The organism is Pseudoalteromonas sp. OF5H-5, from assembly GCF_021530695.1.
In the GTDB taxonomy this organism is placed as follows: Bacteria; Pseudomonadota; Gammaproteobacteria; order Enterobacterales; family Alteromonadaceae; genus Pseudoalteromonas.
Genome location: NZ_JAKGBF010000003.1, coordinates 130,261 through 155,297 on the forward strand (window position 1 = coordinate 130,261; position 25,037 = coordinate 155,297).

Below are 25,037 nucleotides of genomic sequence, written 5' to 3' on the forward strand. Positions count from 1 at the left end.
ACAAACTGGTAACTGTAATAAATTTAGAGATGTGGCTAGCAACTATCGCTTAATATTAAATAATTACAGTTTCATTTCCATGTGTCAGCGAACCAAAACTAAGCATATGAATCAATCATTTAGTGTTACATTTTGATGAAAAACACGGTTCAATTTACGCTTACGTTAACGTTATCGGCTGGAGAAAAATGTTGTTGCCATATTGATTTTATGTGTTAGGTTTATGTTGTTATTGTTAACCAAATACAATAAATGGTTGGAGAACCAAACTATGAAACAACATGTAAAGACCCTTAAATTATCGCAAATGGCTTCGATCCTCGGAGCCATTTTCTGCGCTAACTCATATGCTTATAATTGTGATGGCTTACCTGAATGGTCACAAAATTCGGCATACAATGGTGGTGCTCAAGTACAAAAATCGCAACAAGCTTTTGAAGCGAAATGGTGGACTCAGGCTGATCCGGTTACCCATTCGGGTCAGTGGGATGATTGGAAAAAATTGGGGGACTGTGACAGCGTTGTCACAAACACACCACCCACAGTACAGAGCTTACTGCCAGCTGATGGCAGCGCTTTTAAAGAAAATGACAGCGTTGCCATTTCTGTAAATGCAACAGATAGTGATGGCCAAGTAGCGCAGGTAGAGTTTTTTGTAGATGGCACGTCAGTTGGTATTGATACCACAGCGACAGGTGATAATTTTTCATTTAACTGGTCAGCAACCGCTGGAACACACGCAATTTCAGTAGTTGCAACAGATGACAAGCAGGCTGTATCCAACACATTAATAACCAATATTATCGTTAATACGGCTGGAAATCAGTTACCTACAGCAAACCTTTCGTTAGGCGGAGGTAATAATCTGGTTATTAATCAGCCTGTAGACATCGTTCTTGATGGTTCAGATCCCGACGGCTCAATAGCAAAACTAACACTGCTTATTAACGACCAAGTCGCATTTGAAAGTGCAACAGCACCAGCTCAGCATACTTGGACACCAACGCAACTGGGCGCCGTAACTTTAAAACTTATTGTTGAAGACAATACCGGTGCGACAGCAGAGAGCATACTCAACGCAAATGTGGTTGAAACACCACCAGTTGTAAACAACTGTGTTCCACATGGCCTATATCAGACCCCTAACACATCGCCTAACTACTGTGATATTTACGACGAGAATGGCCGCGAGAAAATGGGCACTGATCACCCTAGACGCGTCATCGGTTACTTTACTAGTTGGAGAACGGGTAAGAATGGTCAACCGAGCTATCTAGTTGATGATATTCCTTGGGATAAGATCACCCACATCAATTACGCTTTCGCGCACGTTGATGCCAATAACAAGGTGTCAATAGGCAATCCAACAGCTCCTAACAATGCAGCGACGAACATGACTTGGCCTGGGGTTGCTGGTGCAGAGATGGATCCGTCTCTTCCTTATACCGGTCACTTTAACTTGCTGAACAAATTTAAGAAACAGCATCCTGATGTTAAAACCTTGATCTCAGTCGGCGGTTGGGCAGAAACTGGTGGCTACTTTGACGAAACAGGTAAGCGAGTTGCCAGCGGTGGCTTCTATACGATGACGACCAATGCAGATGGCAGCGTGAATCACGCTGGTATTGATGCGTTTGTAGCAAGTTCAGTTGAATTTATCCGTAAATACAACTTTGATGGTGTCGATATCGACTATGAATATCCATCTTCTATGAATGACTCTGGTCACCCGGATGATTTTGCGATATCAAACCCGCGTCGAGCAGCATTGAATGCTTCTTATCAAGTGTTGATGAAAAAGCTAAGAGAAGCATTAGACCAAGCTGGCCAACAAGACAATACACACTATCTATTGACGATTGCATCACCATCTTCTGGTTACCTTCTACGTGGTATGGAGACATTCCAGGTCACCAAGTATCTAGATTACGTCAATATCATGTCTTATGACTTACACGGAGCGTGGAACCAGCACGTTGGTCATAACGCATCGCTATTCGACACTGGCGAAGATTCAGAGCTTAAACAATGGAATGTATATGGCACCAAAGAGTTTGAAGGAATTGGTTACCTCAATACCGATTGGGCGGTCAAATACTTCAGAGGCTCGGTCTCCGCAGGACGCATCAACATTGGTATTCCTTATTATACTCGCGGTTTTAGAGATGTAACAGGCGGTACAAATGGCCTTTGGGGGCAGGCTGCATTACCTAACCAGGCAGATTGTCCTCCAGGAACTGGCAGCGGTGAAAAGAATAAATGCGGTAATGGTGCCGTAGGCATAGATAACTTATGGCATGACAAGAACGATGTTGGCCTAGAAGTACCAGCAGGCTCTAACCCGCTTTGGCATGTTAAAAACCTTCAAAATGGCGTATTAGGTAGTTACCTAGGTGATTATGGACTAGACCCAGTTAACAACCCAGCGCATCAGATCAGCGGTACCTATGCCCGCCATTATGATTCGGTAGCGGTTGCTCCTTGGCTTTGGAATGCCACTAAGAATGTGTTCCTATCCATAGAAGATGAAGAGTCAATGGCCGCCAAAGTCGACTATGTCATCAACCAAGAACTAGGCGGTATCATGTTCTGGGAGCTTGCAGGCGATTTCGATTATGATGTGAGCAAGAATGAATATTTCATGGGTTCATCGCTAACAAGCTTAGCCTACAACAAGTTTAACCAAAGTGGCACACCATACTCGGTTAAACAAGGAAATAAAACCTTCGTAAAACCAGCTTCAGCAGTTGATGTTACGTTTGTTGCCAAAGATTTTCCAGCTGGAGATGCTAACTATCCAATAGCACCAACTTTTGCCTTTACCAATAACTCAGCGATAGATTTGAGTGGCGCGAAAATTTCATTTGATGTTCCTGTTGCGACTTCGGCCATTTTCAAATCTAACTGGAATGCGCAAGAAAAACTTGGCATGGCAGTTGACGTAAATGGCTCAAATGCTGCGGGAAATAATATTGGCGGCTTCGAAAACGAATTCCACCGATTCTCAATCACGCTTGTGAACGAGTGGGGTGGAACGCCTAAGTCTTTTGCTCCTGGCGAAACCATCAATGCCCAAGTCATGTACTACATGCCGATTTCTGGTCCTGTTAACTTTGTGGTTGAGAAAGACGGTAATCGCTATGCATTTACCAGTGAATATAACGACCTACCAATCGCAACACCTGGTACAGGGCCTACAGATCCGGTAACTAGCTGTAAAGGTACACCTATCAGTCAAATTGTGGTTTACCCGAACTTGCCACAGGGCACACATGCAGCTCAAGGTGATTTAATTGTTGAAGGAAACGCGGTGTATGAAGCGAAATGGTGGAGCAATAAGCAACCATCAGTCAGCAGCGACTATACCAAGGTTTGCAACTTGTAGATAATAAATGGGGAGCTTTGCTCCCCTTTATAAAAGGCGAATAAGCATGAATAGTTTACACCGTAAATATGCGCTTGGTCTTTTGGGCGCAACCTCAGTTTTGCTTTCAAGCGCAGTTTCAGCTCATGGTTTTATGGACTTTCCCAAAGCAAGACAAGCGATCTGCCAAGCGCAAGGAGGTTATTGGTGGCCGGATGATGGCTCAAATATCCCAAATTTAGCGTGTCGAGCAGCTTTTCTAGACTCAGGCCATTTTCAGTTTGTGCAAGAGCATGAATTTTCGACCAATACCGCTGACTACAATAACCTAGAGGCAGTAAAAGCGAATATCCCCAATGGTACGCTTTGCTCAGCTGGTGACCCAAACAAAAGTGGCATGAGTGTTGTCTCACCACACTGGCAGCGTACAGTTGTAGAGCCAAACGCTCAAAATAAACTTGCCATTAGCTTTAGGGCGACAACACCTCATAATCCCAGTTTTTGGCAGTTTTTCCTGTCAAAGCCAAACTACGATGGCGATACATCTCCTCTGACTTGGAATGATTTAGAGCTTATTAATGAATTTGGCAATATTGATTTCGTTGTGGATCCAGAAGGTAAACGCTTCTATAAAATGGAAATAGATATACCGCAAGGCCGTGAGGGCGATGCAGTTTTATATACCCGTTGGCAGCGGTTTGATGTCGCAGGAGAGGGATTTTACAATTGCTCTGATATCACAATAACCTCAACAGGCACGCCACCAGAATGGGTGAGCAGCGGCTATTTCTTAAAGCAAGGGCAAGATGCTAAAGCCGGTGATAGCGTGTGGTTTAGGACGTTTGACCAATCTGGGAATGAATTAATTAGCCATAACTTGAATGTAACCTCCACTAATGCATCAACATGGCAAGCTGAGTTGGCTCTTTATCTTAATAGCAATTACGGAAATAAGGTCAACATTGGTGTTAAGCAACCGGATGGTTCAATTGCGTTTGATGCAAACGCCTTATTAGCAAACGAAGTATTTTTGCCACATGCCGCTTACACCAGCAATCTTAGCGTTGTAAAAGGGGGTGACAACACCGCTCCTACGGTGAATCCAATTTCTAACCAAAGCATCGCAGAAAATAGCCAAGCGACAGTGCATGCTCATGCGTTTGACGACCAAAATGACCCACTGACATTCATTTGGAGTATTCCTGCACCGCTTAGCTTTAGTGGCGAAGGTGACACGATTTCCATCTCAACACCTGAAGTGACGGCTGATCAAACCTTTCAGGCTGAACTTAATGTCACCGATGGCAAAGCAAGCACGACCGTAAGTTTCTCAATTACCGTTCAAGATAGCACCAATAACCAATACCCAGCTTGGAATAGTACAACTACCTATGTCGCAGGCGACAGAGTAACGCATCAACAGAAAGTGTATGAAGCCAAGTGGTGGACGCAGGGAGAAGAGCCCGGCGCATCCGATGTTTGGAAAGCAATTTAAAGAAAACCCAAATTAATTGGGTACAACATGTAACTACAATAAGGTTGAAGATATGAAACTTAATAAAATAACCAGCTATATAGGACTTGCCTTACTGAGTGGCGGGGCACTTGCAGCCCCTTCTACACCAACATTAGATTGGCAGCCACAACAGTATTCGTTCGTTGAAGTTAACGTCGATGGGCTTGGCTCTTACAAGCAATTGGTAAAAGCCAAAGATGTTGTCGATATTAGCATCAAATGGAATGCTTGGAGTGGCTCTGGCGGTGATAACTATAAAGTATATTTTGATGATCTACTCGTAAACCAAGGTACGCTTGCAGCTGGTACTAAAAGCGGAGTAGTACAATTCCCCTACACTAAATCGGGTCGCCATCAGCTTTATTTAGAACTGTGTGAAGGTACTGTATGTGCAAGAAGCGCAGGGAAAGAAATCGTCATTGCCGACACTGACGGTGCACATCTAGCGCCACTTCCTATGAATGTAGATCCGAACAACCGTAATAACGGTACAATACCAGGCCGTGTGACGGGTGCATATTTCGTTGAATGGGGCATATATGGCCGTAATTACGACGTAACTAAGATCCCCGCTCATAACCTATCGCACATTTTATATGGCTTTATTCCGATTTGCGGACCTAACGAGTCGCTAAAATCCATCGAAAATGGCAATAGTTGGAGAGCGCTTCAAACTGCATGTGCTGACTCTCAAGATTATGAAGTCGTCATTCACGACCCTTGGGCTGCAGTGCAAAAGTCTATGCCAGGGGTGGATGCAAAAGATCCTATTCGCGGTGTATATTCTCAATTAATGGCGCTAAAACAACGTTATCCAGACCTTAAAATTCTGCCTTCAGTGGGTGGTTGGACGCTATCTGATCCATTCCATGGCTTTACAAATAAAGCAAACCGCGACACTTTCGTCGCGTCTGTAAAACAATTCCTTAAAACGTGGAAGTTTTATGACGGTGTAGATATCGACTGGGAATTCCCGGGTGGTGATGGTCCAAACCCAGACTTAGGCGACCCAATTAACGACGGTCCAGCCTATGTGGCGCTAATGCAAGAGCTGCGTGCAATGCTAGATGAGTTAGAAGCTGAAACCGGACGCCAATATGAACTCACTTCTGCAATTGGTGCAGGTTATGACAAGATTGAAGATGTAGATTACCAAGCTGCTCAGCAGTATATGGATTATATCTTTGCGATGACCTATGACTTCTATGGCGCTTGGAACAATGAAACGGGTCATCAAACCGGTATCTACTGTGGCTCTCATCTCAGCACAGACGAATGTAACGGTACAGGCGTTGACGACAATGGAGTGCCACGTAAAGGCCCGGCATATACTGGCGACCATGCAATTCAATTGTTACTTCAACAAGGTGTGCAGCCCTCTAAGCTCGTTATGGGCGTTGCAATGTACGGCCGCGGCTGGGAAGGAGTGCTAGATGCAAATGCCACAATCCCAGGTAATCCGATGACGGCGCCGGGCAATGGCCCGTTGACTGGTTCTACAAGTGAAGGCGTTTGGGAGCCTGGCATTATGGATTACAAGGCTATTGCAGCAAACGCTGTAGGCCAAGGTGGTTCAGGTGTTAATGGTTATGAAGTAGGCTACGATGAGCAAGCACAAGCAGCATATGTTTGGAACAGAAGTAACGGTAAACTCATCACTTACGATAGCCCACGCAGCGTTATCGCAAAAGGTCAGTATGCAAACACTCATCAACTGGCTGGTTTATTTGGTTGGGAAATTGACGCTGATAATGGCGACATTCTAAATGCAATGTATGATGGCCTTACAGCAGGTGAGATCCCTAATCGTGCCCCTTCTATCGGAGTTTCTGGACCAATCAATGTGACCTCAGGTCAGGTTGTGAATGTCGATGCGCAAGCAAGCGATTTAGACAATGATCCATTAACCTATTCATGGGTTGCTGCGCCTGGTTTGGCTTTATCTGCTAACAACACCGCAGCTGTCGCTGTAACCGCTCCTTCAGTCAATCAACAGACAAGCTACGACTTGACTGTAACGGTCGATGACGGCGCGTTATCAACAACCAAAACAATCGTTGTTGTTGTAAACCCAGAAGGTGCAAATGCAGCGCCTGTCGTTACACCGGTTTCAGATATTTCGGTTAATGAAGGGGCCTCGGCTACTGTCAATGTGTCAGCAACTGACCCTGAAGGCGCAGCGCTTAGCTATAGCTGGAGTGCACCAGCCGAGCTGAGCGTAGTAGCAAATGGTAGCTCAGCGACTATTACTGCTGCAAATGTCACTGCCGACACAACCGTCCCAGTAACTGTTACCGTATCAGACGGGGTGAACGCTGTTGATACAACATTTAATGTTACGATTAAAGACGGTGGCGCCCAATACCCGACTTGGGATCGCTCTACAGTATATGTCGGTGGCGACCGAGTAATTCATAACGGCAATGTCTTTGAAGCAAAATGGTGGACTCAAGGTGAAGAACCTGGAACCGCTGATGTATGGAAGGCAGTAACTAACTAATCTAACCATCCCCAATTAATGAGCTTGCCAGTCAAGCTCATTTTTTATTCACATAAACATAAAGTTACCCATTATCTGACTTTTATCACCAATTTCTTCTTTCTTTTTCTGCTTGGTCTTTCATAATGACATAATGAACTTCATAAAAGAGTCATAAGTTCTGGCAGTGCTTATTCGTCTATCCGTTTTATTATTCGTTTTAGTTTTTCCAAAAAGCTACGCGTCCGACTGCGCGAATAAGTCATCCCTAAAAATCGGCATTGGCTCTAGCTGGCCGCCTTTTGTTATGTATGGCACTCGTCCTTACGGCATAGACGTAGATATCACGAGAGCAGTTTTTGAACGCGCCGGGTTTTGTATCGAGTTCATTCAGCTTCCTTCATCGGCTCGTGGGATCACTGAGCTTGAAAAGGGCTTAATTGATGTCCTGCCATCCGCAAGTTTTAGCGTCGATAGAGCAAAAATCGCTTACTTCTCCTCGCCATATCGGCGTGAAAAAATGCGCTTGTTCGCTAACAAGGAAATAGATCTCGATAGCAACTTAATCGAGTTGTTTTCTGCAGGCTATACATTCACGGCCAATCCTGGAGCCTACTACGGTGAGGAAGTGAAACAAATAAAAAAAATCGATTGGTACGACAGGCGTTTGTTTGAAATCGCGAGCTTAGACCGGCGAATAGAAATGGTGGCTAAAAACCGCGTCGATTTTCTGATTGAAGATGAGGACGCAGGCTACTACTATATCAACAAGCTAGGCTACCAAAGCATTCAGCTACACCCTTATGTAGTTAACGATAACGCTATACATTTTATGCTTGGACGTCATGCATTTAAGCGTAGTGACATTGAGCGCGTTAATGAAGCAATCACCAATTTAAATGGCACAATAGCGAATATCTCAGAAAAATATAGAAAAGATTCAGGATGACTCAACAGCAGCAACTCTTTCAAACACTACAAAGTACATTTGGACATACGACACTTCGCCCGGGGCAATCGGAAGTCATTGAATCTATACTTCAAGGCCAAAGTGCAATCGCTATTTTTGCAACTGGTGCAGGCAAGTCGTTGTGTTATCAGTTACCAGCAATATTGAAGCAAGGGATGTGCTTAGTCGTTTCACCACTATTAGCACTAATGCACGAGCAACGAGATTACCTACAAAGTAAAGGAGTTGCGACTGCTTGTCTTGACAGTACTCAAAGCAAAGAGGAAACGTTACGCATAGAAAATGCGGTGCGAGACAATGCACTTAAAGTCCTCTTTATATCAGTCGAGCGGCTTAATAGCCAAAAAGCACGTACTTTGTTATCACAAAGCAATATCTCTTTTCTTGTCATTGATGAGGCGCATTGTATTTCTGAGTGGGGACATAATTTCAGGCCAGATTACCTAAAAGTGGCCAAATATCGCCATGAACTTGGTATCAACCAAGTGCTATTACTCACCGCGACAGCAACAAATAAAGTTGCACGCGATATGGCGGGTAAATTCGATGTATCCGATCAAAATATCATTAGAACGGGCTTTTACCGGAAGAATCTATTCTTAAGTGCGGCGCATATTAGCGAATCTCAAAAAGACGAATATTTACTCGCCTTTTTAAAAAAGGCAAAAGGCGCCGGTATCGTTTATGTCACGCAGCAAAAGCAAGCAGAAGAAGTAGCAAAAATGATAACTGCTTGTGGCTTTCCTGCAGAAGCTTTTCATGCATCATTGCAGAGCGAGAAAAAGGCCCAAATTCAAGCAGATTTTCTAGCGAAAGCTAATCTTATCGTTGTAGCTACCATTGCATTTGGTATGGGTGTAGACAAACCCGATGTTCGCTGGGTACTACATTATGATATGCCAAAATCTATTGAGGGATATAGCCAAGAGGTGGGTAGGGCAGGCAGAGATGGCGAGAATGCACATTGCGTTGCTTTAATTAATAATGAAAAAATTGCCACATTAGAGAACTTCGTTTATGCCAGTGCATTAGAGCGAGAGTCATTAACGCTGCTTTTTGATGAACTTTTCGGTGATCCAGCTACAGATTATCATCTAAATGAATACGATCTCGCCTATAAAACCAATATTAATCAATTGGTGCTAAAAACACTTATTGTCCAGCTCGAACTGCAAGGATACTTACAAGTAAACTACAGCTATTTTGCGGAGCTAAGCATCGCATTCACCCAAGACAAAGATAAAATATTAGCCAAGTACTCGCCTGAGCGGCAACTGTTTTTGACTCAGCTATTCTCGTGTTTTGAATTCAAAAAGAAATGGGGATTACTTTCACATCAAGCATTAAGCGAGCAAAACATCCCACAGGCTAAAGCCCAAGAAGTCGTTGAGTATTTGCAAAACCAACAACTGATTGACGTAAAAGTCGCTAAATATACGTCGGTTTATTCAAAGCCTATCCAACAAGTTAACATTAATGAACTGGTTGAGTCTTTCTACCAGCAATCACAAATTAAAGAGCAAGGCGAACTTGCACGGCTAAGGCATTTACTCAAATTTTTCCAACTGACTTCATGCTATCACAAAGCGCTCGCCAGCTACTTCGGCGATATGCACGCACCAGAGCAATGTGGCCATTGCGGAGTCTGCTGCGGTAAGCAACTGATCGTCAACGCACAAGAGAGCCACGAACTAGATATTGAAACAACACGAAATACTTTAAGAGACGCTTCGCAATTTGCATCGCAACGCGGCGTTATTTTTTCTACTCACCTCAAAGCGTTGTTTTTACTAGGCTTAAATTGCCCCTATTTTACTAAATATAAATTCAGACAACTTGAAGGATTTGGCAGTTTATCCGGCGTAAAGTATGAAAAGGCAAAAGCATTGATTATGGAGCGCGCATTATAAATGAAAACAGATATTATTAAACTCGCCACGATCGCGGAAAAAAAGACCAAATATATACTCGGACTAATGAGCGGTACGTCATTGGATGGATTAGATATTGCGTTATGTAAAATTGAAGGTGCAGGGAAAAGTACAGAGCTAACGGTCGAACAATTTACCACAATAGAATACAACCCTTCGCAAAAGCAGCTTCTCAGTGAGCATGCGTCTAAGTCTCAAGTAAATCTTAAAACGTTATGTCAATTAAATGCGTGGCTCGGCGAGTTGTACGCAAGTCTAATCAATAATGCCTTGAAAGAATGGCAAGTCGCAGCCGACACTGTTGATTTAATAGCGAGTCATGGACAAACACTTTACCATTGTCCAAAACAATCTTTTGCAGACGTTGAAAAATTAAATAGCACATTGCAGATCGTTGACGGCGATATTATTGCGGCAAAAACGAACATCATCACCATCGCAGACTTTAGACAAAAGCATATCGCCAAAGGATATGAGGGAGCCCCTCTCGTGCAATATGGTGACTATTTGTTATATTCGGACACAAGTATCGATAGGGTTTTACTCAATATTGGCGGTATTTCAAACCTTACTTATTTGCCAAAAAATTGTGCACTAGCGCAGAGTATGAGTAGTGACATCGGTCCAGGAAACACATTAGTAGACCAATATTGTCGCCACGTATTAGGGCTGCCGTTCGATGAAAATGGTGAGATTGCGTCAAGTGGAAAAATTCAATTGCCATTTCTCGAAGCCTTACTGTCACACGAATTCTTTGATATGCCACTTCCAAAATCAACTGGACAAGAGTTATTTAATCAAACCTTCGTGCATCATGCATTGGACGGAAAAGATTATAATCATGAAGATATCATCACGACACTGACCGAATTCACAGCTATCACTGTCGCAAATGCTGTGAACGAGCTTGGTACAACTGAATTAGAGCTATATGTTAGCGGAGGTGGAATTCATAATGTGTTTTTAATGGCGCGAATTGAAAGCCATTTGAATAACCGTGTTTTAATCAAGGATTTCTCACAACTGGGTATCAACCCTGATGCCAAAGAGGCCGCCTTATTTGCCCTACTTGCGAATGAAACCGTATCAGGTGGTAGCGATGCGCTGCCTTTTTCTATGGGTAAGATTTCATTACCAACATAGTCGCTAAAAAACGGATAATACAGCGCTGACCGCCGAGTTAAAAATACGTTTGAAGCCAGTAGTCTGAGTTGTAACCGCTTCAGATACTGGCTCGCTTACGATAATTCGTTCATTCAAAATGATATCAAACTCAGCCGCATTCTTTAGGTAATCGTGGAGTCCCACTAGATTCAATTGCATAAAGTAAGGACCTGCATCAAGCGATTGCTTTACTTTGATTTCTACAATCTTAGTGAGATAAGACTCCGGATCAACCACCAAAGAGACCTCGCACCTCGCATTTCGCTCGCCGTGCTTTGTTAGTACAACGTTAACTAGGTCATCAATACGCGCATCCATTGGCAACTCTATCACCAAAGAAAGTCCTTGCTCACCTGGTTGCAGACTAAGTTTCTCATAGGGTTGAACAGCACGGTACTGTCCCCTCATAGAACTTGTGATCTGTGCTGCATTAAAACTAAAAATACCAGGTTTGCTACTCATTACTTTCTTTCGTTATTTACAAGACAATGTTAATTGTCTCAAAGCTAGATTACAGAATTATGACTTATCAACCAAAGGCTAAAAAAGTCAAAGCTCGGCAATACCGAGCTTTAAATGCATTCTTTGTTCGTTTTATTTATCGTACTGCGAGCATAATGATTCCCGGAAACACAAAGAATGAACCTAATACGTAAGCCAAAGCTGCTGGTTTATTCTGCGCACCAATCTCCGCTAACTTCTCAGCTAGACGAAGCGGGATTTCTCTCAGTAGTGGTAAACCGTAAATAAGTGCTACCGCAAAAACGTTAAACATTACATGTACAAGTGCAATCGTTAATGCGACTTCTGCTGCAGGACCAGTGATAGATGTTGCCGCTAACAAAGCGGTAATTGTAGTGCCGATATTTGCACCTAGAGTGAACGGATATATCTGACGAGTGGTAAATACGCCGCTGCCAGCGAGTGGGATCATCAAGCTTGTTGTTGTCGACGACGATTGTACCATCACCGTAACTACCGCGCCTGAGCTTATACCTACAACAGGGCCTCTGCCTATCGCACTGTGTAATAATTCTTTCGCTTTACCTACTAACGCCTTTTTGAGTAATTTACCTAAGTAAGTCACAGCGAACAGGATCATCATGATACCGATAACAACCATGGCAATACCTGCAGCTGTAGAATCTAAAAAGCTAACACCATCTTTTACCACGCTAACCGCTGGTTTCACTAGTGGTTTGATAAAGTTGTAACTTTTTAACGATAAGTCAGCATCACCAACAAATACATGGGCAAGTCCTGACGCAAGTTTCTCTAACATGCCAAACATGATTTCCAAAGGCAGGAAAATAGCAACGGCTAATAAATTAAAGAAGTCATGTACGGTGGATGCGGCAAACGCTCTTCTAAACTCTTCTTTACTACGAATGTGGCCGATAGAAACGAGCGTGTTGGTAATAGTAGTACCAATATTTGCGCCCATTACCATAGGAATTGCGATACTAATAGGTAATCCACCAGCAACGAGGCCAACAATAACAGAAGTCACCGTTGATGAGGACTGCACCAATGCAGTTGCCAAAGCCCCTAAGAGTAGGGCGACGATTGGATTGGTTGCGAATGCGAAGATTTCCTTCGCCCCTTCACTTCCACCTGAGGCCAACTTAAAACCGCCACTCACAGTGCCAACTGCGACTAAGACTAAGTAAACAAGTAATACGATTGACAGCCAGTTAAAAAGTTTAGCTGATGCTGAAGTCTGAGATTGATTAACCATAGTTTCGCTCTTAGAGTAAGTAATGTTCATTCATTACACTTTTATTTCAGCCGCGCATTTAACCACCCAATTGTTACAGTTATATTTCAGTTTTATGTAACTCGACACGTATGCTCATTTTCTCATCGCATTTTTTGAAACAGTGGTAACTAATAGTAGTAATATGCTGTTTTTACTGATTATTAGTTATGTGATTGCATTTACATTTGTTTACTTCTCCAAATTTGATCCACATTTGCTTCACTATTTAAAAGTAGGATTTAGCTATAATTATTGTGCCTTATATCACTATGTTAAGACTTTTCTCGTTAATTTTTATGCTTTTTTCTATGGCGGCTGGTGCAGTTGACTTTACGCCTAGTGCCGAGCATAGAGTAAGTGAACCATTAACAATCCACTTTGGAGAAGTCGATGCTACGCAATTATCTTCAACGCTTGGCATAAATGAGCGCGAAAGCCAATCTATTGCAGAGGTACTTTCAAGCCAAGTGCCTGAGCTAAAGAATGAGCCTTATCAGTGGGCGTTGATCACCCCAAATATGCTTATATCCGAGGACAGAAATTACATCGCATTTGGCTTTGCCAGATTGCCTTGGCTAAGTGTTGCTTTGATTAACAACGGCGAGGTCTCATTTTTAACGCAGCACACCCTGAATACCGCGTTTAATATTAGGGAAGTAGAAGCACCGCAATTATATCTACCAATATCAAAAGAACACTTAGCAGGGGCAAGTCTTATTGTCCGCTATCAGACTTTTGCGAATGCCCCCGCTGACCTTAGGTTAATAAATGATAATGAGCTAAACAGTAATGTTCTTACCAGTACGGTGACCAATGCTGCACTAAGCGGGATCATAGCAGCCGTGTTTGTTATTGTATTGGTTAACTTCTACTTTAATGCCAATGCGACCAACGCTTACTATTGTCTTTGGACGCTATTGTTTTTGCTTATTGTGTTGGATATGTCAGGGTTCACATTTCAATATTTTTGGCCTTCACAAGGCAAATTTGCCACCTTATTTTCAGCTTGTTTGATGACTTTTGTACCAGTGTTTCACCTTCTTTTCGTCAAGCAATTTCTGCAATTAAAGCATCGAAACGAAACCTTACATCTTTTATATAATGGATTTTTAGCGGCTTACCTACTACTTATCCCAGTGGCAATCTATTCAAAATCGGTTCACTACAATCTAGTATTAAGCTTGAGTATCATCCCGCTATTTCTTTATACCAGCTATTGGTCTTTGAAACAGAGTGCTCCTGGTTCTGTAACTTTTTCCCTCAGCCTGCTAAACCATGTCATTTTTGTAAATTTCATTGCTATCGGTGGGACAATGTATGCGGGTTTTATCAACGTTCATCATATATCAAGCGCGATTAAATTTGGCTACTTAATTGAGGTCATGTTATTTACGCTGGCACTTGCGCAACAAAATAAGTCAGCCCAAAATAATCTGCTATCAACGCTACAAACTCAGGTGAATGCACTCTCGAATACAGTACAAACAGAAAAGCAGTTCAACCGTCAAAATCAGCAGGCGTTAGAAAAGAAAGAACAACGTTTATTTACCGATCTCTCCCATGAGCTGCGCACCCCCCTAACGGTGATGAAGGTACAAGTTGAATCTCTACAATACAATATTGTAGAGAATGTTCAGGAAAGCTACGGCAAGCTCATGGATAAAATTGACGAGTTAAATCACTTTATTAATCAATTGATGCTGGTCACTGACAATGAAAAGTTAGCAACTATGCTTAATCTAAGAGACTTCACGATCTGCAAGCTGGTAAATCAAGTACATACTCAGGCCGCTGGTTTATTTAAGGATAATAAGGAGCAATTAGAAGTTAACTATCAAATATCTGGTACAGAAAAGATAACCATCGATCTAGATGCGATAACTAACTGCGTCCTTGAGATCTTAGGTAATGCGATTAAGCATGGAGGAGATAAGGTCCAAGTAAAGATGAGTTTCTTTAGCGTCGACAGCAATCTAATCATTCGCATTGAAGACTCAGGCACTCCGCTATCCTATGAGGCACACCAACAGCTATTTGACCCGCTTTACAAATCACAATCTGCAAGGACCAATTCGGGAAAATCCAAAGGGATGGGCCTTGCGATGTGCAAAAAAGTGGTAGAAGCTCACTGTGGACAAATTGAATCCTTTAATAGTCTATTAGGCGGATTGAACATGGAGATCAAGCTTCCGTTAACTAAAGTGCCTGCTTTTAGTTGATATACAACAGTATGTTTTCGCGCTCACGTTTTATTATTTCGTCGCGGTATTAACTTAAGCCAAAATGCAATTTCAAGTGCCACACCCAATATCACAAAAATGAACATCCCAGTGTGGCTGCTATAGCTATAAGCAGCTATTGCCCCAATGAGGAGCGCCAATAAAATAGCGATTCTGTAAAGTGTCTTCATTTTATATCCTTTTCTATGGTGACTTAGCTAATTCATTTACAGCCGAATACCAAATTTACAGCTCACCTGAGATTGCCACTTGATTACGACCATTACGCTTAGCAAAATAAAGTGCCTGATCTGCCGAGGCAAGCAATTCTTTACCGCTGTATGGTGGCTTAGTCTGAGTATGTAATCCTGCACTTAATGTCATCTCTATACAATAGCTTTCGCTTATCAATGGGCTAGTCTCACATGTCATTCTGATCTTCTCTGCAAGGTCAAAAGCCTGCGAGCTATCGGTTTGTGCAAGTACAATACAAAACTCTTCGCCGCCATACCGTGCGACAAAGTCTCCCGCTCTCGTAGCACAATTGGAAAGTATACGTCCGATGTGAATCAGACAATCGTCTCCCGCTTCGTGACCATAGGTATCGTTAACCTGCTTAAAAAAATCGATATCGATCATAATAACACTAAGAGCGTGTTCAAAACGCTTTGCTCTTAAGCATTCACTATGCAAGGCTTCGTCTAGCGCTCGCCTATTGGCAACACCAGTAAGCGCATCGGTGCGACTCGCAAGCTCCAGTCTATCGTTAGCTTCCTGTAGCGCTTGAGTTCGGATGGCGACAGTCTTCTCTAATTGAGAGTTTACTTTTTGGATTTCATTGAATGCCGTTAATTGCGCTTGAAAACGCTTGTTTTTCTCGGTATTGAGTTTTTCACCTATTGCTATCGATAAACAGGCCACCTCAATGGCAGTACCTATTAATAGCGCATTTTCGGTAAACCAAGTTTGGCTGATTAAATCTAATTTATTTAGCGCAAGAATGATCCCGCCAATGAGCACTGAGCTCCAAGCAATCGAATAGTATGTCGCTAAGCGGCTTTTCCCAGCCAAACGTAAAATACGGCAGAATACGCCCCAGATACAAGCTGATACGGCATACGCTATGGTAAGTTTTATCATCACTGCATAGTCAAAAAACACAGAAGAAAATAAGAGTACCAGCCCTAATCCCAAAATTAAGCGACAACCTAGATAAAGCCACTTGTCCGAAATACCAATCTCGAGCAATGTCATAACAAAGTAAGTGCCGGTTAACACCGAACTGATAAGAAAGAACAAGATTGCTTGATCGTTCCACCAAAGACTATTTGGCCAAAGATATCGAAAGGCAAAACCTGACAAACAAGCAGAAAATAGCGCTAAACAAATAACGTATAAAACATAGTAAAATAATGTGGATTCGCGAATGGTAAAATAGAGGAGCACATTATAAGCTGCCATTATCCCCATCAAACCAAAGTAGATCCCCATCACGATACGAAAAACTTGGTCGTTTATCAAAAAGTCATGGTTTGTCCAAAGTACCACGGGAAGTTGCAGCGCACTGGATGAGCGTACTTTAATGTATAGTGCTACCTTACCATGCGTGCCGTTTGGGAGTGGTATAATAAAATGTTCATGCGCAAAAGGGCGGTCAACGAAAGGTTGTTTATCTCCTAATTGCTGATGAACAAATATATTGCCTTCTTGTAGCATGTAAACATCAAGTTGATCCAGCACCGGATAGGCTATCTCAAGTAAATAAGGCCCTTCTTTTTCGTCAATATTTAACGACGTACGTACCCAGTAACTTAGGTTGGAATAACCTAAGTTCAGCACTTTATCATCGGTAGTTTGCCAATGGATACTTGAGTTATTTATGACGTCGACAATTTTAGCATTTGAAGCCACGTACTCTAGTTGCAACGTCTCTTTGCCAGCAGCTACCACTTGACTACACAGAGACAACAGGAGTACAAACAATAAAAAGACGTACCTTTGCCTCAATCAACCACCCTCGCTACGTTCCATAATCGCAGACAAATAGCGCTCTCGCCAAAGATTATGAAATAAAAATAGTACTTTAATCATAGTCAGCCATAAATAGTTCGCCAATTTTGAATTACGTTCAACTATCCTATAGAATGCGCCGCTTGTTTGATGTGATCGATTCCAACGTCACAAATCAAATATGATGCAAAAAAGCGTAATGAAGGGGCAAAGTAATGAGCTTTTGGCAAGAAAAAACACTCGAAGAAATGACTAGAGATGAGTGGGAAGCGATTTGTGATGGCTGTGGTAAATGCTGTTTACACTCTTTTATCGACAGCGATGAGGAAGATGAATCATTTGAGAGCACCGACTTTTTACGCGAAGGTGAAGAGTTACTCTACACCGACGTTGTTTGCCAATATAACGATAAAAATAGCTGTGGTTGTAGCCGCTACAGCGAAAGGCAAGTTCTAGTACCATCTTGCGTACAGCTAACCAAAGAAAACCTCAAAGATATCTTTTTTATGCCAAACAGTTGTAGTTATCGACGACTTCATGAGCGCAGGGGACTGGCAAGCTGGCATCCTCTTAGAAATAATGGTTCCAAACAAGCCATGATAGATGCGGGGATCAGTATTTTTGGTAAGGCAACCTCAGAACTGGAAGTAGATTTAGAATCTGATTTTGAAGCGCATATAGTAGAGTGGCCCCACAAAGACTGCGAGTAAAAAACAGGGACTAGGATAAATGTTTTGCGGTGGAGCATGCATCTATCCTAGAAAAAAGACTACTATTCGCCAATATCACCTTTAGACGGCAAAGCGGCAAATGCACCGTAGTGTTGAACGGCGAACGCACCACATTTTGCAGCATATGCGACTAAGCCTTTTGCCTCATTTAGTGTGATGGCAAACTCAGTATCTCGGGTAGGTTTAAACTTTCGAATGATCTCAGCAAGTAACCCCCCTACAAACGCATCTCCCGCAGCCGTGGTATCCACCGCGACAACATTTGGCGCAGCGACTTTAGCACTATCATTTTGTAGATAAATCTCAACGGGGTTTGCGCCGTCGGTTATTAATAACAATTGAGTTTGCTTATCCATAATTGCGGCTATGGTTTGCGCTTCGGTTTTACCCGCATGACTATTCGCGTTCAGGTATTCCAATTCTTCGCGTGAGAGTTTAACGACATCACTTAGTGCGATACAATGCCAAATTCTATCAAGAATATGCGCTATCGAACTCCATAGGTTCAACCTCAGGTTCATATCAAAACTAACAAGCATGTTGTTTGCTCGTGCACGCTCAAGCGCATAAACCGTGGTTTTATAGATATTCTCTTCAGTAAGACTGTTACTGCATATATGTAATACAGAATGCTCTGTAAACATATCCTCAGAAAAATGTGTTTGCCTGAACAACAAATCCGCCGCTGGTGGCCGATAAAAACTAAAGCTTCTTTCACCTTGTTTATCTAAAGAGACAAATGCCAATGCCGTTTTGGCTTTATCTGTATACTCAAGGTACCGGGTATTTACGCCATTAGCCTGTAGCTCTTCAGCTAAAAACTGGCCGAACATGTCATTGCCTAACATGCCGCAAAAATACGCATCAACGCCTTGCTTTGCCGCAGCTACTGCCACGTTTGCAGGCGCGCCGCCTGCATATTTAGTAAATGATTCTGGTGTTTTGCCATCCGATAAAAAATCAATCAACGCCTCACCAAAACAAACAAGTGCCATGTTATTCGCCTTTTAACTTCATTGAACGCAGGACTTCGTAACACGCGCCCATAGTGTGATAATCAGTCTTGCCCGCCGGGCTTTTTTCATCGCTGTACTTTTCGTTCTTGTTATTCAAAATACGATACCAAGCACCGTATTCATGGTCGACGAAGTTATCCCAAGCATATTGCCAAATTCTGTCGTACCACTGCCAATATTTTTCATCACCGGTTTCAAGTGCTAGTAGCGCAGCCGCAGCGAATGACTCAGCCTGAACCCAAAAGTACTTATCATCATCACAAATCGACTTATCCGGCGCAAAGCCGTAGCAAATTCCGCCAAATTCACTATCCCAAGCAGCTTTTAATGACTCATCAAACAAGTGCGCGGCTTTTTCCACAAGCCATGACTTTGGCATGTAGCGGTTAATCAACAATAATAATTTTGACCACTCAGTTTGATGACCGGGCTGAAATCCCCAAGGCCTGAATAAGTGTTTGGGATCGCCTTTGTTATACTCAAGGTCGACTTGCCATTGACTATCATAGTGCTCCCAAATCAGCCCTTCTGCCTTAGCGGCTTGACGATTTACCATATTGTCGGCAAGCATATATGCACGCTGTAAAAACTTTTCATCCTGCGTTGCTTCAAAGCAAGCTATTAGCGCTTCGCAGGTATGCATATTGGCATTTTGACCTCGGTACTTATCTGCCTGATTAAAGTCTGCATCGAATTCGTCTTTATAGAGTCCAAAATCAGGCTCAAAGTATTTCTCTTCTAACAGCTGCCATACTCGCTCAATTGCAGACTTGCTGTCTGATAACCCAACCTTCAACGCACAGGCATGAGCCAATAAAACAAAGGCGAGCCCGTAACAATGGTTAGTGCCATCTACAACATTTTCGCCTTCAAGCAACCACGCATAGCCGCCATTTTCCTGCCTATGGACAGTTTCTAAATATTCGATACCATGCTTAACCTTATCTAAGTCAGCTGGCTCTTTAAAATAGTCATAAGCCATAGCATAGTTAAAGACAAAACGGGTACTTGATACTAAGTGACGCGTGTTCGCATCATAAATCTCGCCATTATCCTTGAAGAAGTGATTAAAGCCACCACGTTCATCCACGCAATTTGGTGCGTAAAAGCTGAGCGTCTTTTTAATGTGTGCTTCTAAAAATTGCGTTGTTCTAAAATTCATCTAACTTTTAACCTACTGCTGAACATTTCCGTTACTTTAGCAGATAAAACATGGAACGATCCAACAAAACATTTGTGATTTTCATGTAACAGTGTGTAGAATCAAGGTGAAAACAGATTGGAGTATCACTTGTGAGCGAAATAAATACAAATCAAACCTTCGTCACAAGCGGGAATACCGAGAATAATAATTATCGACTTCCGCTTATTGCAATGACAACGCTTTTTTTCCTTTGGGGATTTATAACCGTTTTAAACGATGTCCTCATCCCACGTCTAAAAGGCGTATTTGACCTTAACTACACCGAAGCAATGCTGATCCAGTTTTGCTTTTTTAGTGCCTACTTTATTATTTCTTTACCTGCTGGGTATTTAGTTAAACGCTTTGGCTATAAAAATGGCGTACTAACGGGCTTAATCGTGGCATCCATTGGCTGCATCATGTTTTATCCCGCCGTTGTTGTTCACGAATATTGGATTTTTCTCTCAGCGCTTTTTGTGCTTGCATCTGGCATCACTGTTTTGCAAGTATCAGCGAATCCTTATGTAGCAGCACTCGGGCATCCTCGCACTGCGTCAAGTCGTTTAAACCTTGCGCAAGCGCTTAATTCACTGGGTACCACTATTGGTCCTATCGTGGGTGGCTTTTTATTGTTTGGTTCAGCCGGTACGCTAACCGTTGAAGCTGCGGCAAGCGCAGAGGGGGTAAAGGTACCTTATCTTATTTTGGCAGCTGCGCTACTAACAATCGCCGTTGTATTCGCGTTTTTAAAGTTACCCATTATTGCTGAGCATACTGAAGCCGTCGATTGTAAAGCGAAACACCATAACCTAATTGAAGCCCCACACTTAGTAATGGGTGTAGTAGCTATTTTCTGCTATGTCGGTGCAGAAGTTGCGATTGGGAGTTTCCTTGTAAATTACTTTGCAGAACCTGAAATCGCAGGACTTGAAGAGCACGCTGCAGCAAAACTTATCGGGTACTACTGGGGTGGTGCTATGGTAGGGCGCTTTATCGGCTCTGCTGCCTTAAAGACCATTGCACCTGCAAAAGCAGTGGCTTTCAACGCTGTCGTTATTATTTTATTACTGGCATTGACCATGAGTACCAGTGGCAACATTGCGATGATTGCCGTACTCGCGATTGGCTTGTTTAACTCCATTATGTTTCCGACAATCTTCTCAATGGCAATTGAAGGCTTGAGCTCACTAACTAGTAAAGGTTCTGGCTGGCTGTGTTTAGCCATTGTCGGTGGTGCTATTGTGCCGCTCATTCAAGGTGTGGTTGCGGATAAATTCCATATTCAGATCAGCTTTATTGTGCCATTGCTTTGTTATGTCTACATCGCATGGTACGGATTAAACGTGGTTAAGCTGTCGCAAAAGTGGCAAGCAAAACTGAATTAAGTTAACGAAAGTTTACAAGGCGAGCATAGCTCGCCTTTTTTATTGCATAATTTTTTCGTCGCAGAGTATTGAATACGTATTCATAAAGGGTATTATAAAACAAAATTGGAACGCTCCAATTCAAAACAAAAACTAGGAGAGAGTAATGCGAGCTAAAACTTGGGCGTTGGCAATCACACAAAGTGTGTTGTTATGCGCAACAGTTCACGCCACTGAATCAAATACACAGTGGGTCGATACCTTCATTGGTACTGGCGGTGATGGCCACACCTTCCCTGGCGCAGTCGTGCCATTTGGTATGGTGCAATTAAGCCCAGATACAGATAACCCCATGCGCGGTGTTTCCCCTCAACCAGAAATCTACAAGCGCTGCGCTGGTTATCACTATGACGACCATACTATTGTTGGTTTCTCCCACACGCATTTCTCTGGTACTGGTCACTCAGATCTTGGCGACCTGCTGATCATGCCAATGACAGGCGAAGTAAAACTCGATGCTGGTACCGCTGAAAATCCTGACATAGGATATCGCTCGCGCTTTTCTCACGACCAAGAATGGTCTGAACCTGGCTATTACGGTGTTGACTTACTCGACTATGGTGTGAAAGCCGAAGTCACTGCAACCACGCGAGTGGGTATGCATAAATACAGCTTCAACAAAGCAAAACAGGGTCATGTATTGCTTGATTTGACCTCAGCAATCTATAACTTTGAGAATAAAGTGATTTGGAGCGACATCCGCAAAATAAACGACACCACATTGGTTGCTTACCGCGCAACTAATGGCTGGGCGCGTAACCGCCAAATGTATTTTGCCATCGAGTTCTCAAAACCTATCGCTGACTATCAGTTTTATAATCTAGACAACAACCGTTATCGTTGTATGAATTGCTTAGGAAAAGACAGCAAACACTCTACGATTGAGAATACCGCAGTAAAAATGACAGCAGGTAAAGCCGTTAAGTTTGTTGCAAGCTTTGATAATTTAGACGAAACGCCACTGTTGGTGAAAGTCGGACTTTCTGCAGTTAGCCGCAAAAACGCATTAGAGAATCTTAAAACTGAAGTACCAAGTTGGGATTTTGATAACGTTCGCGAAAATGCCAAGTCTCAGTGGGCAAATTATTTAGATAAAGTCGACGTGGAAGGCACCAAAGCGCAAAAACGTCAGTTCTACACTGCGCTCTACCATGCGCTACAAGCGCCTAATATCTACCAAGATGTCAATGGACAGTATCGAGGCGTTGACGGTGAAATTCATGACGGCAAAGGTTTCGAGCACTATACCTTATTCTCGTTGTGGGATACCTATCGTGCATTACATCCATTGCTCACTTATATCGACCCAGACCGCGTATCCGGCATGATCCAATCTATGCTGGTACATTATCAGCAAAGCTATGAAAAAATGTTACCTATTTGGTCGTTCCATGCCCACGAGACATGGACCATGATTGGTTATCATGCGGTTTCAGTCATTGCTGATGCATATCTAAAAGGGATCAGAGATTACGATATTGATTTAGCATTAGAAGCAATTGAAAACACGGCTAACAACCCAGTGTACGATGCCATCCCTGAATACAAGAAATTTGGCTATGTACCAATGGACGTACTTCCTGAGTCTATTTCTATCACTCTTGAATATGCTTACGATGATTTTGCCATCGCAAAAATGTATGAAGCGATGGGCAATACCAGTAAAGCGAAAGACTATTACCAACGTGCGATGAGCTATAAAAATGTGTTCAATAAAGAAACCGGTTACATGCAAGGGTTAGATTCAAAAGGAAACTGGGATCCCGAATTTGACCCTTTTGAAGCAAAATACATGGGCCCATACACCGAAGGTAACGCGAAGCAATATAGCTTCTATGTACCGCATGATGTAGCTGGCCTGATTGAATTAATGGGTGGTGATGATGCATTTGAAGCGCGTCTAGATGCACTGTTTGATACCCACCTTTCTGAAGAGATGATCAAAGAGCACGAAGATATTGCAGGCCTGATTGGTAACTATGCCCATGGTAATGAGCCTAGCCATCATATTGCCTATTTATATAACTACGCGGGTAAACCGTGGAGAACCCAAGAGCGTATTCGTCAGATCATGGATACCTTAAGCTCAGACAAACCGGATGGCCTTGCAGGTAATGACGATGTAGGTCAGATGTCTGCTTGGTATATATTCTCTGCGATGGGCTTCTATCCTGTTGCGCCAGGCGACCTAAGCTACGCGATTGGTGCGCCTCAAGTGCCAGAAGTTACGTTGAAACTTGCAAACGGCAAAGCATTTAGAACCGTTGCGAAAGGTTTCAGTGACAAAAACAAATATATCAAGTCCATTAAATTAAATGGAAAACCGCTTAAGCGCAGCTACATCACACATAACGACATTATGAATGGTGGTACATTGGAGTATCAAATGTCTAGCAAGCCGAATAAAGCATGGGGTCAATCCAAGACGCAGAGACCGCCTTCATTGTCGGAGTATAAGTAATGGTTAAAGCAGGAATATTTCTTGCGGCTATGACCACATTTGCAAGTGCGCCGTTCGCACTTGCAAATGACATCGATAATGCCGCAGCGCGATTAAAACCGATCGCGTTTCAGTCAGACTTAGCATGGCGTCAATTTCCTCTACCAGCCGTCTCGCTCAGCAAAACGACTAAAATTAACCATTTCGCATGGCAAGAAATTGATAACAAAGTAATAGAGCAAATAAGTTATAACGTGGCTAGATTACTTTATAAAGATATGACTAGCGCGCCTAAGCTACCAACCCTCCATATCGTCTTTGAAGACCTAAAAGGGGTTGCATATAAAGAGGGCGATTTTAACGGCGCAACAATCCATATCAGCGCAAACTACATGGAAAACTTTTCTACATCGCACAGTGAAACAGAATCAGTCGACGAACTTATCGGTATTCTCTATCATGAAATTGCCCATGCTTATCAGCTAGATGATCATAACTACAAGGAAATAGGGCCAATCATTGAGGGAATAGCAGATGTTGTTAGACTAAAAGCTGGGTATATTCCTGATGATACCCAAAAGCCTGGTGGCAACTATAAAGACGGCTATAAAAATACAGCATTCTTTATCGATTGGTTATCGAAGCAAAGTAACCGAGACCTACTTCAGGAGATCAATGCTCAATTGGACCCACATGACGACATAAAGTGGGACTGGCAATACTTTGAGCAATCAGCAGGTGTTAAATTAGATACTGCTTGGCGACATTATCAAGCGTCGTTACTGTAACGCAAGGTGAGCGAAGTCTCACCTTTATTTAACATTCACTCTA

At 42.7% G+C, this 25,037-nt stretch carries 16 protein-coding genes; 11 read left to right on the forward strand and 5 right to left on the reverse strand.

What is annotated here, in order from left to right; all coding sequences use genetic code 11:
• Positions 1–271 precede the first annotated feature (271 nt).
• The 6 genes from L1271_RS05495 to L1271_RS05520 all read left to right on the forward strand — a co-directional run bounded on the left by L1271_RS05495 (position 272) and on the right by L1271_RS05520 (position 11,403).
• The gene (locus L1271_RS05495; protein WP_235367188.1) at positions 272–3,385 is read left to right on the forward strand and encodes a glycosyl hydrolase family 18 protein; all 3,114 of its coding nucleotides are present in this window, start codon (positions 272–274) and stop codon (positions 3,383–3,385) included.
• Positions 3,386–3,431: 46 nt separating this feature from the next.
• Positions 3,432–4,859: a lytic polysaccharide monooxygenase gene (locus L1271_RS05500; protein ID WP_095726509.1), complete on the forward strand. Its 1,428-nt coding sequence runs from the start codon at positions 3,432–3,434 to the stop codon at positions 4,857–4,859.
• A 52-nt stretch (positions 4,860–4,911) separates the two neighbouring features.
• Positions 4,912–7,380, forward strand: coding sequence for a glycosyl hydrolase family 18 protein (locus L1271_RS05505; protein ID WP_102058130.1), 2,469 nt, complete (start codon positions 4,912–4,914; stop codon positions 7,378–7,380).
• Positions 7,381–7,546: 166 nt separating this feature from the next.
• The gene (locus L1271_RS05510; protein ID WP_102058129.1) at positions 7,547–8,308 is read left to right on the forward strand and encodes a substrate-binding periplasmic protein; all 762 of its coding nucleotides are present in this window, start codon (positions 7,547–7,549) and stop codon (positions 8,306–8,308) included.
• The gene (locus L1271_RS05515) at positions 8,305–10,239 is read left to right on the forward strand and encodes a RecQ family ATP-dependent DNA helicase (protein ID WP_102058128.1); all 1,935 of its coding nucleotides are present in this window, start codon (positions 8,305–8,307) and stop codon (positions 10,237–10,239) included. Before L1271_RS05510 ends, L1271_RS05515 begins: the two co-directional genes overlap by 4 nt.
• Entirely contained in the window at positions 10,240–11,403 is a 1,164-nt protein-coding gene (locus L1271_RS05520) for an anhydro-N-acetylmuramic acid kinase (RefSeq protein WP_235367191.1), read from the forward strand.
• A 3-nt stretch (positions 11,404–11,406) separates the two neighbouring features.
• Here the strand turns inward: L1271_RS05520 and L1271_RS05525 are convergent, their stop codons facing one another.
• Positions 11,407–11,886, reverse strand: a complete 480-nt coding sequence (locus L1271_RS05525) for a hypothetical protein (RefSeq protein WP_235367194.1) — start codon at positions 11,884–11,886, stop codon at positions 11,407–11,409.
• 136 nt (positions 11,887–12,022) lie between these two features.
• On the reverse strand, positions 12,023–13,162 hold the full coding sequence (locus tag L1271_RS05530) for a Na/Pi symporter (RefSeq protein WP_102058125.1): 1,140 nt from the start codon (positions 13,160–13,162) through the stop codon (positions 12,023–12,025).
• A 329-nt stretch (positions 13,163–13,491) separates the two neighbouring features.
• Between L1271_RS05530 and L1271_RS05535 the strand changes: the two genes are divergently transcribed.
• Complete coding sequence (locus L1271_RS05535) at positions 13,492–15,402, forward strand: sensor histidine kinase (protein ID WP_233525293.1); 1,911 nt, start codon at positions 13,492–13,494, stop codon at positions 15,400–15,402.
• Positions 15,403–15,648: 246 nt separating this feature from the next.
• Here L1271_RS05535 and L1271_RS05540 read toward each other — a convergent pair whose 3' ends face one another.
• A complete protein-coding gene (locus L1271_RS05540; protein ID WP_102058123.1) occupies positions 15,649–17,385 on the reverse strand; it encodes a sensor domain-containing diguanylate cyclase in 1,737 nt (578 codons plus the stop codon).
• 242 nt (positions 17,386–17,627) lie between these two features.
• On the opposite strand from L1271_RS05540, the gene L1271_RS05545 reads away from it, so the two are divergent.
• On the forward strand, positions 17,628–18,122 hold the full coding sequence (locus tag L1271_RS05545) for a YcgN family cysteine cluster protein (RefSeq protein WP_235367196.1): 495 nt from the start codon (positions 17,628–17,630) through the stop codon (positions 18,120–18,122).
• A gap of 62 nt (positions 18,123–18,184) precedes the next feature.
• Here the strand turns inward: L1271_RS05545 and L1271_RS05550 are convergent, their stop codons facing one another.
• Both L1271_RS05550 and L1271_RS05555 read right to left on the reverse strand, forming a co-directional pair.
• On the reverse strand, positions 18,185–19,138 hold the full coding sequence (locus tag L1271_RS05550) for a carbohydrate kinase family protein (protein ID WP_235367198.1): 954 nt from the start codon (positions 19,136–19,138) through the stop codon (positions 18,185–18,187).
• 1 nt (position 19,139) lies between these two features.
• Entirely contained in the window at positions 19,140–20,321 is a 1,182-nt protein-coding gene (locus tag L1271_RS05555; protein ID WP_102058120.1) for an AGE family epimerase/isomerase, read from the reverse strand.
• A gap of 131 nt (positions 20,322–20,452) precedes the next feature.
• Here L1271_RS05555 and L1271_RS05560 point away from each other — a divergent pair, with 131 nt between their 5' ends.
• The 3 genes from L1271_RS05560 to L1271_RS05570 all read left to right on the forward strand — a co-directional run bounded on the left by L1271_RS05560 (position 20,453) and on the right by L1271_RS05570 (position 24,994).
• On the forward strand, positions 20,453–21,727 hold the full coding sequence (locus tag L1271_RS05560; RefSeq protein ID WP_235367200.1) for a sugar MFS transporter: 1,275 nt from the start codon (positions 20,453–20,455) through the stop codon (positions 21,725–21,727).
• 145 nt (positions 21,728–21,872) lie between these two features.
• The gene (locus tag L1271_RS05565) at positions 21,873–24,227 is read left to right on the forward strand and encodes a GH92 family glycosyl hydrolase (RefSeq protein ID WP_235367202.1); all 2,355 of its coding nucleotides are present in this window, start codon (positions 21,873–21,875) and stop codon (positions 24,225–24,227) included.
• Positions 24,227–24,994: a basic secretory protein-like protein gene (locus L1271_RS05570; RefSeq protein ID WP_102058118.1), complete on the forward strand. Its 768-nt coding sequence runs from the start codon at positions 24,227–24,229 to the stop codon at positions 24,992–24,994. Before L1271_RS05565 ends, L1271_RS05570 begins: the two co-directional genes overlap by 1 nt.
• Positions 24,995–25,037 lie beyond the last annotated feature (43 nt).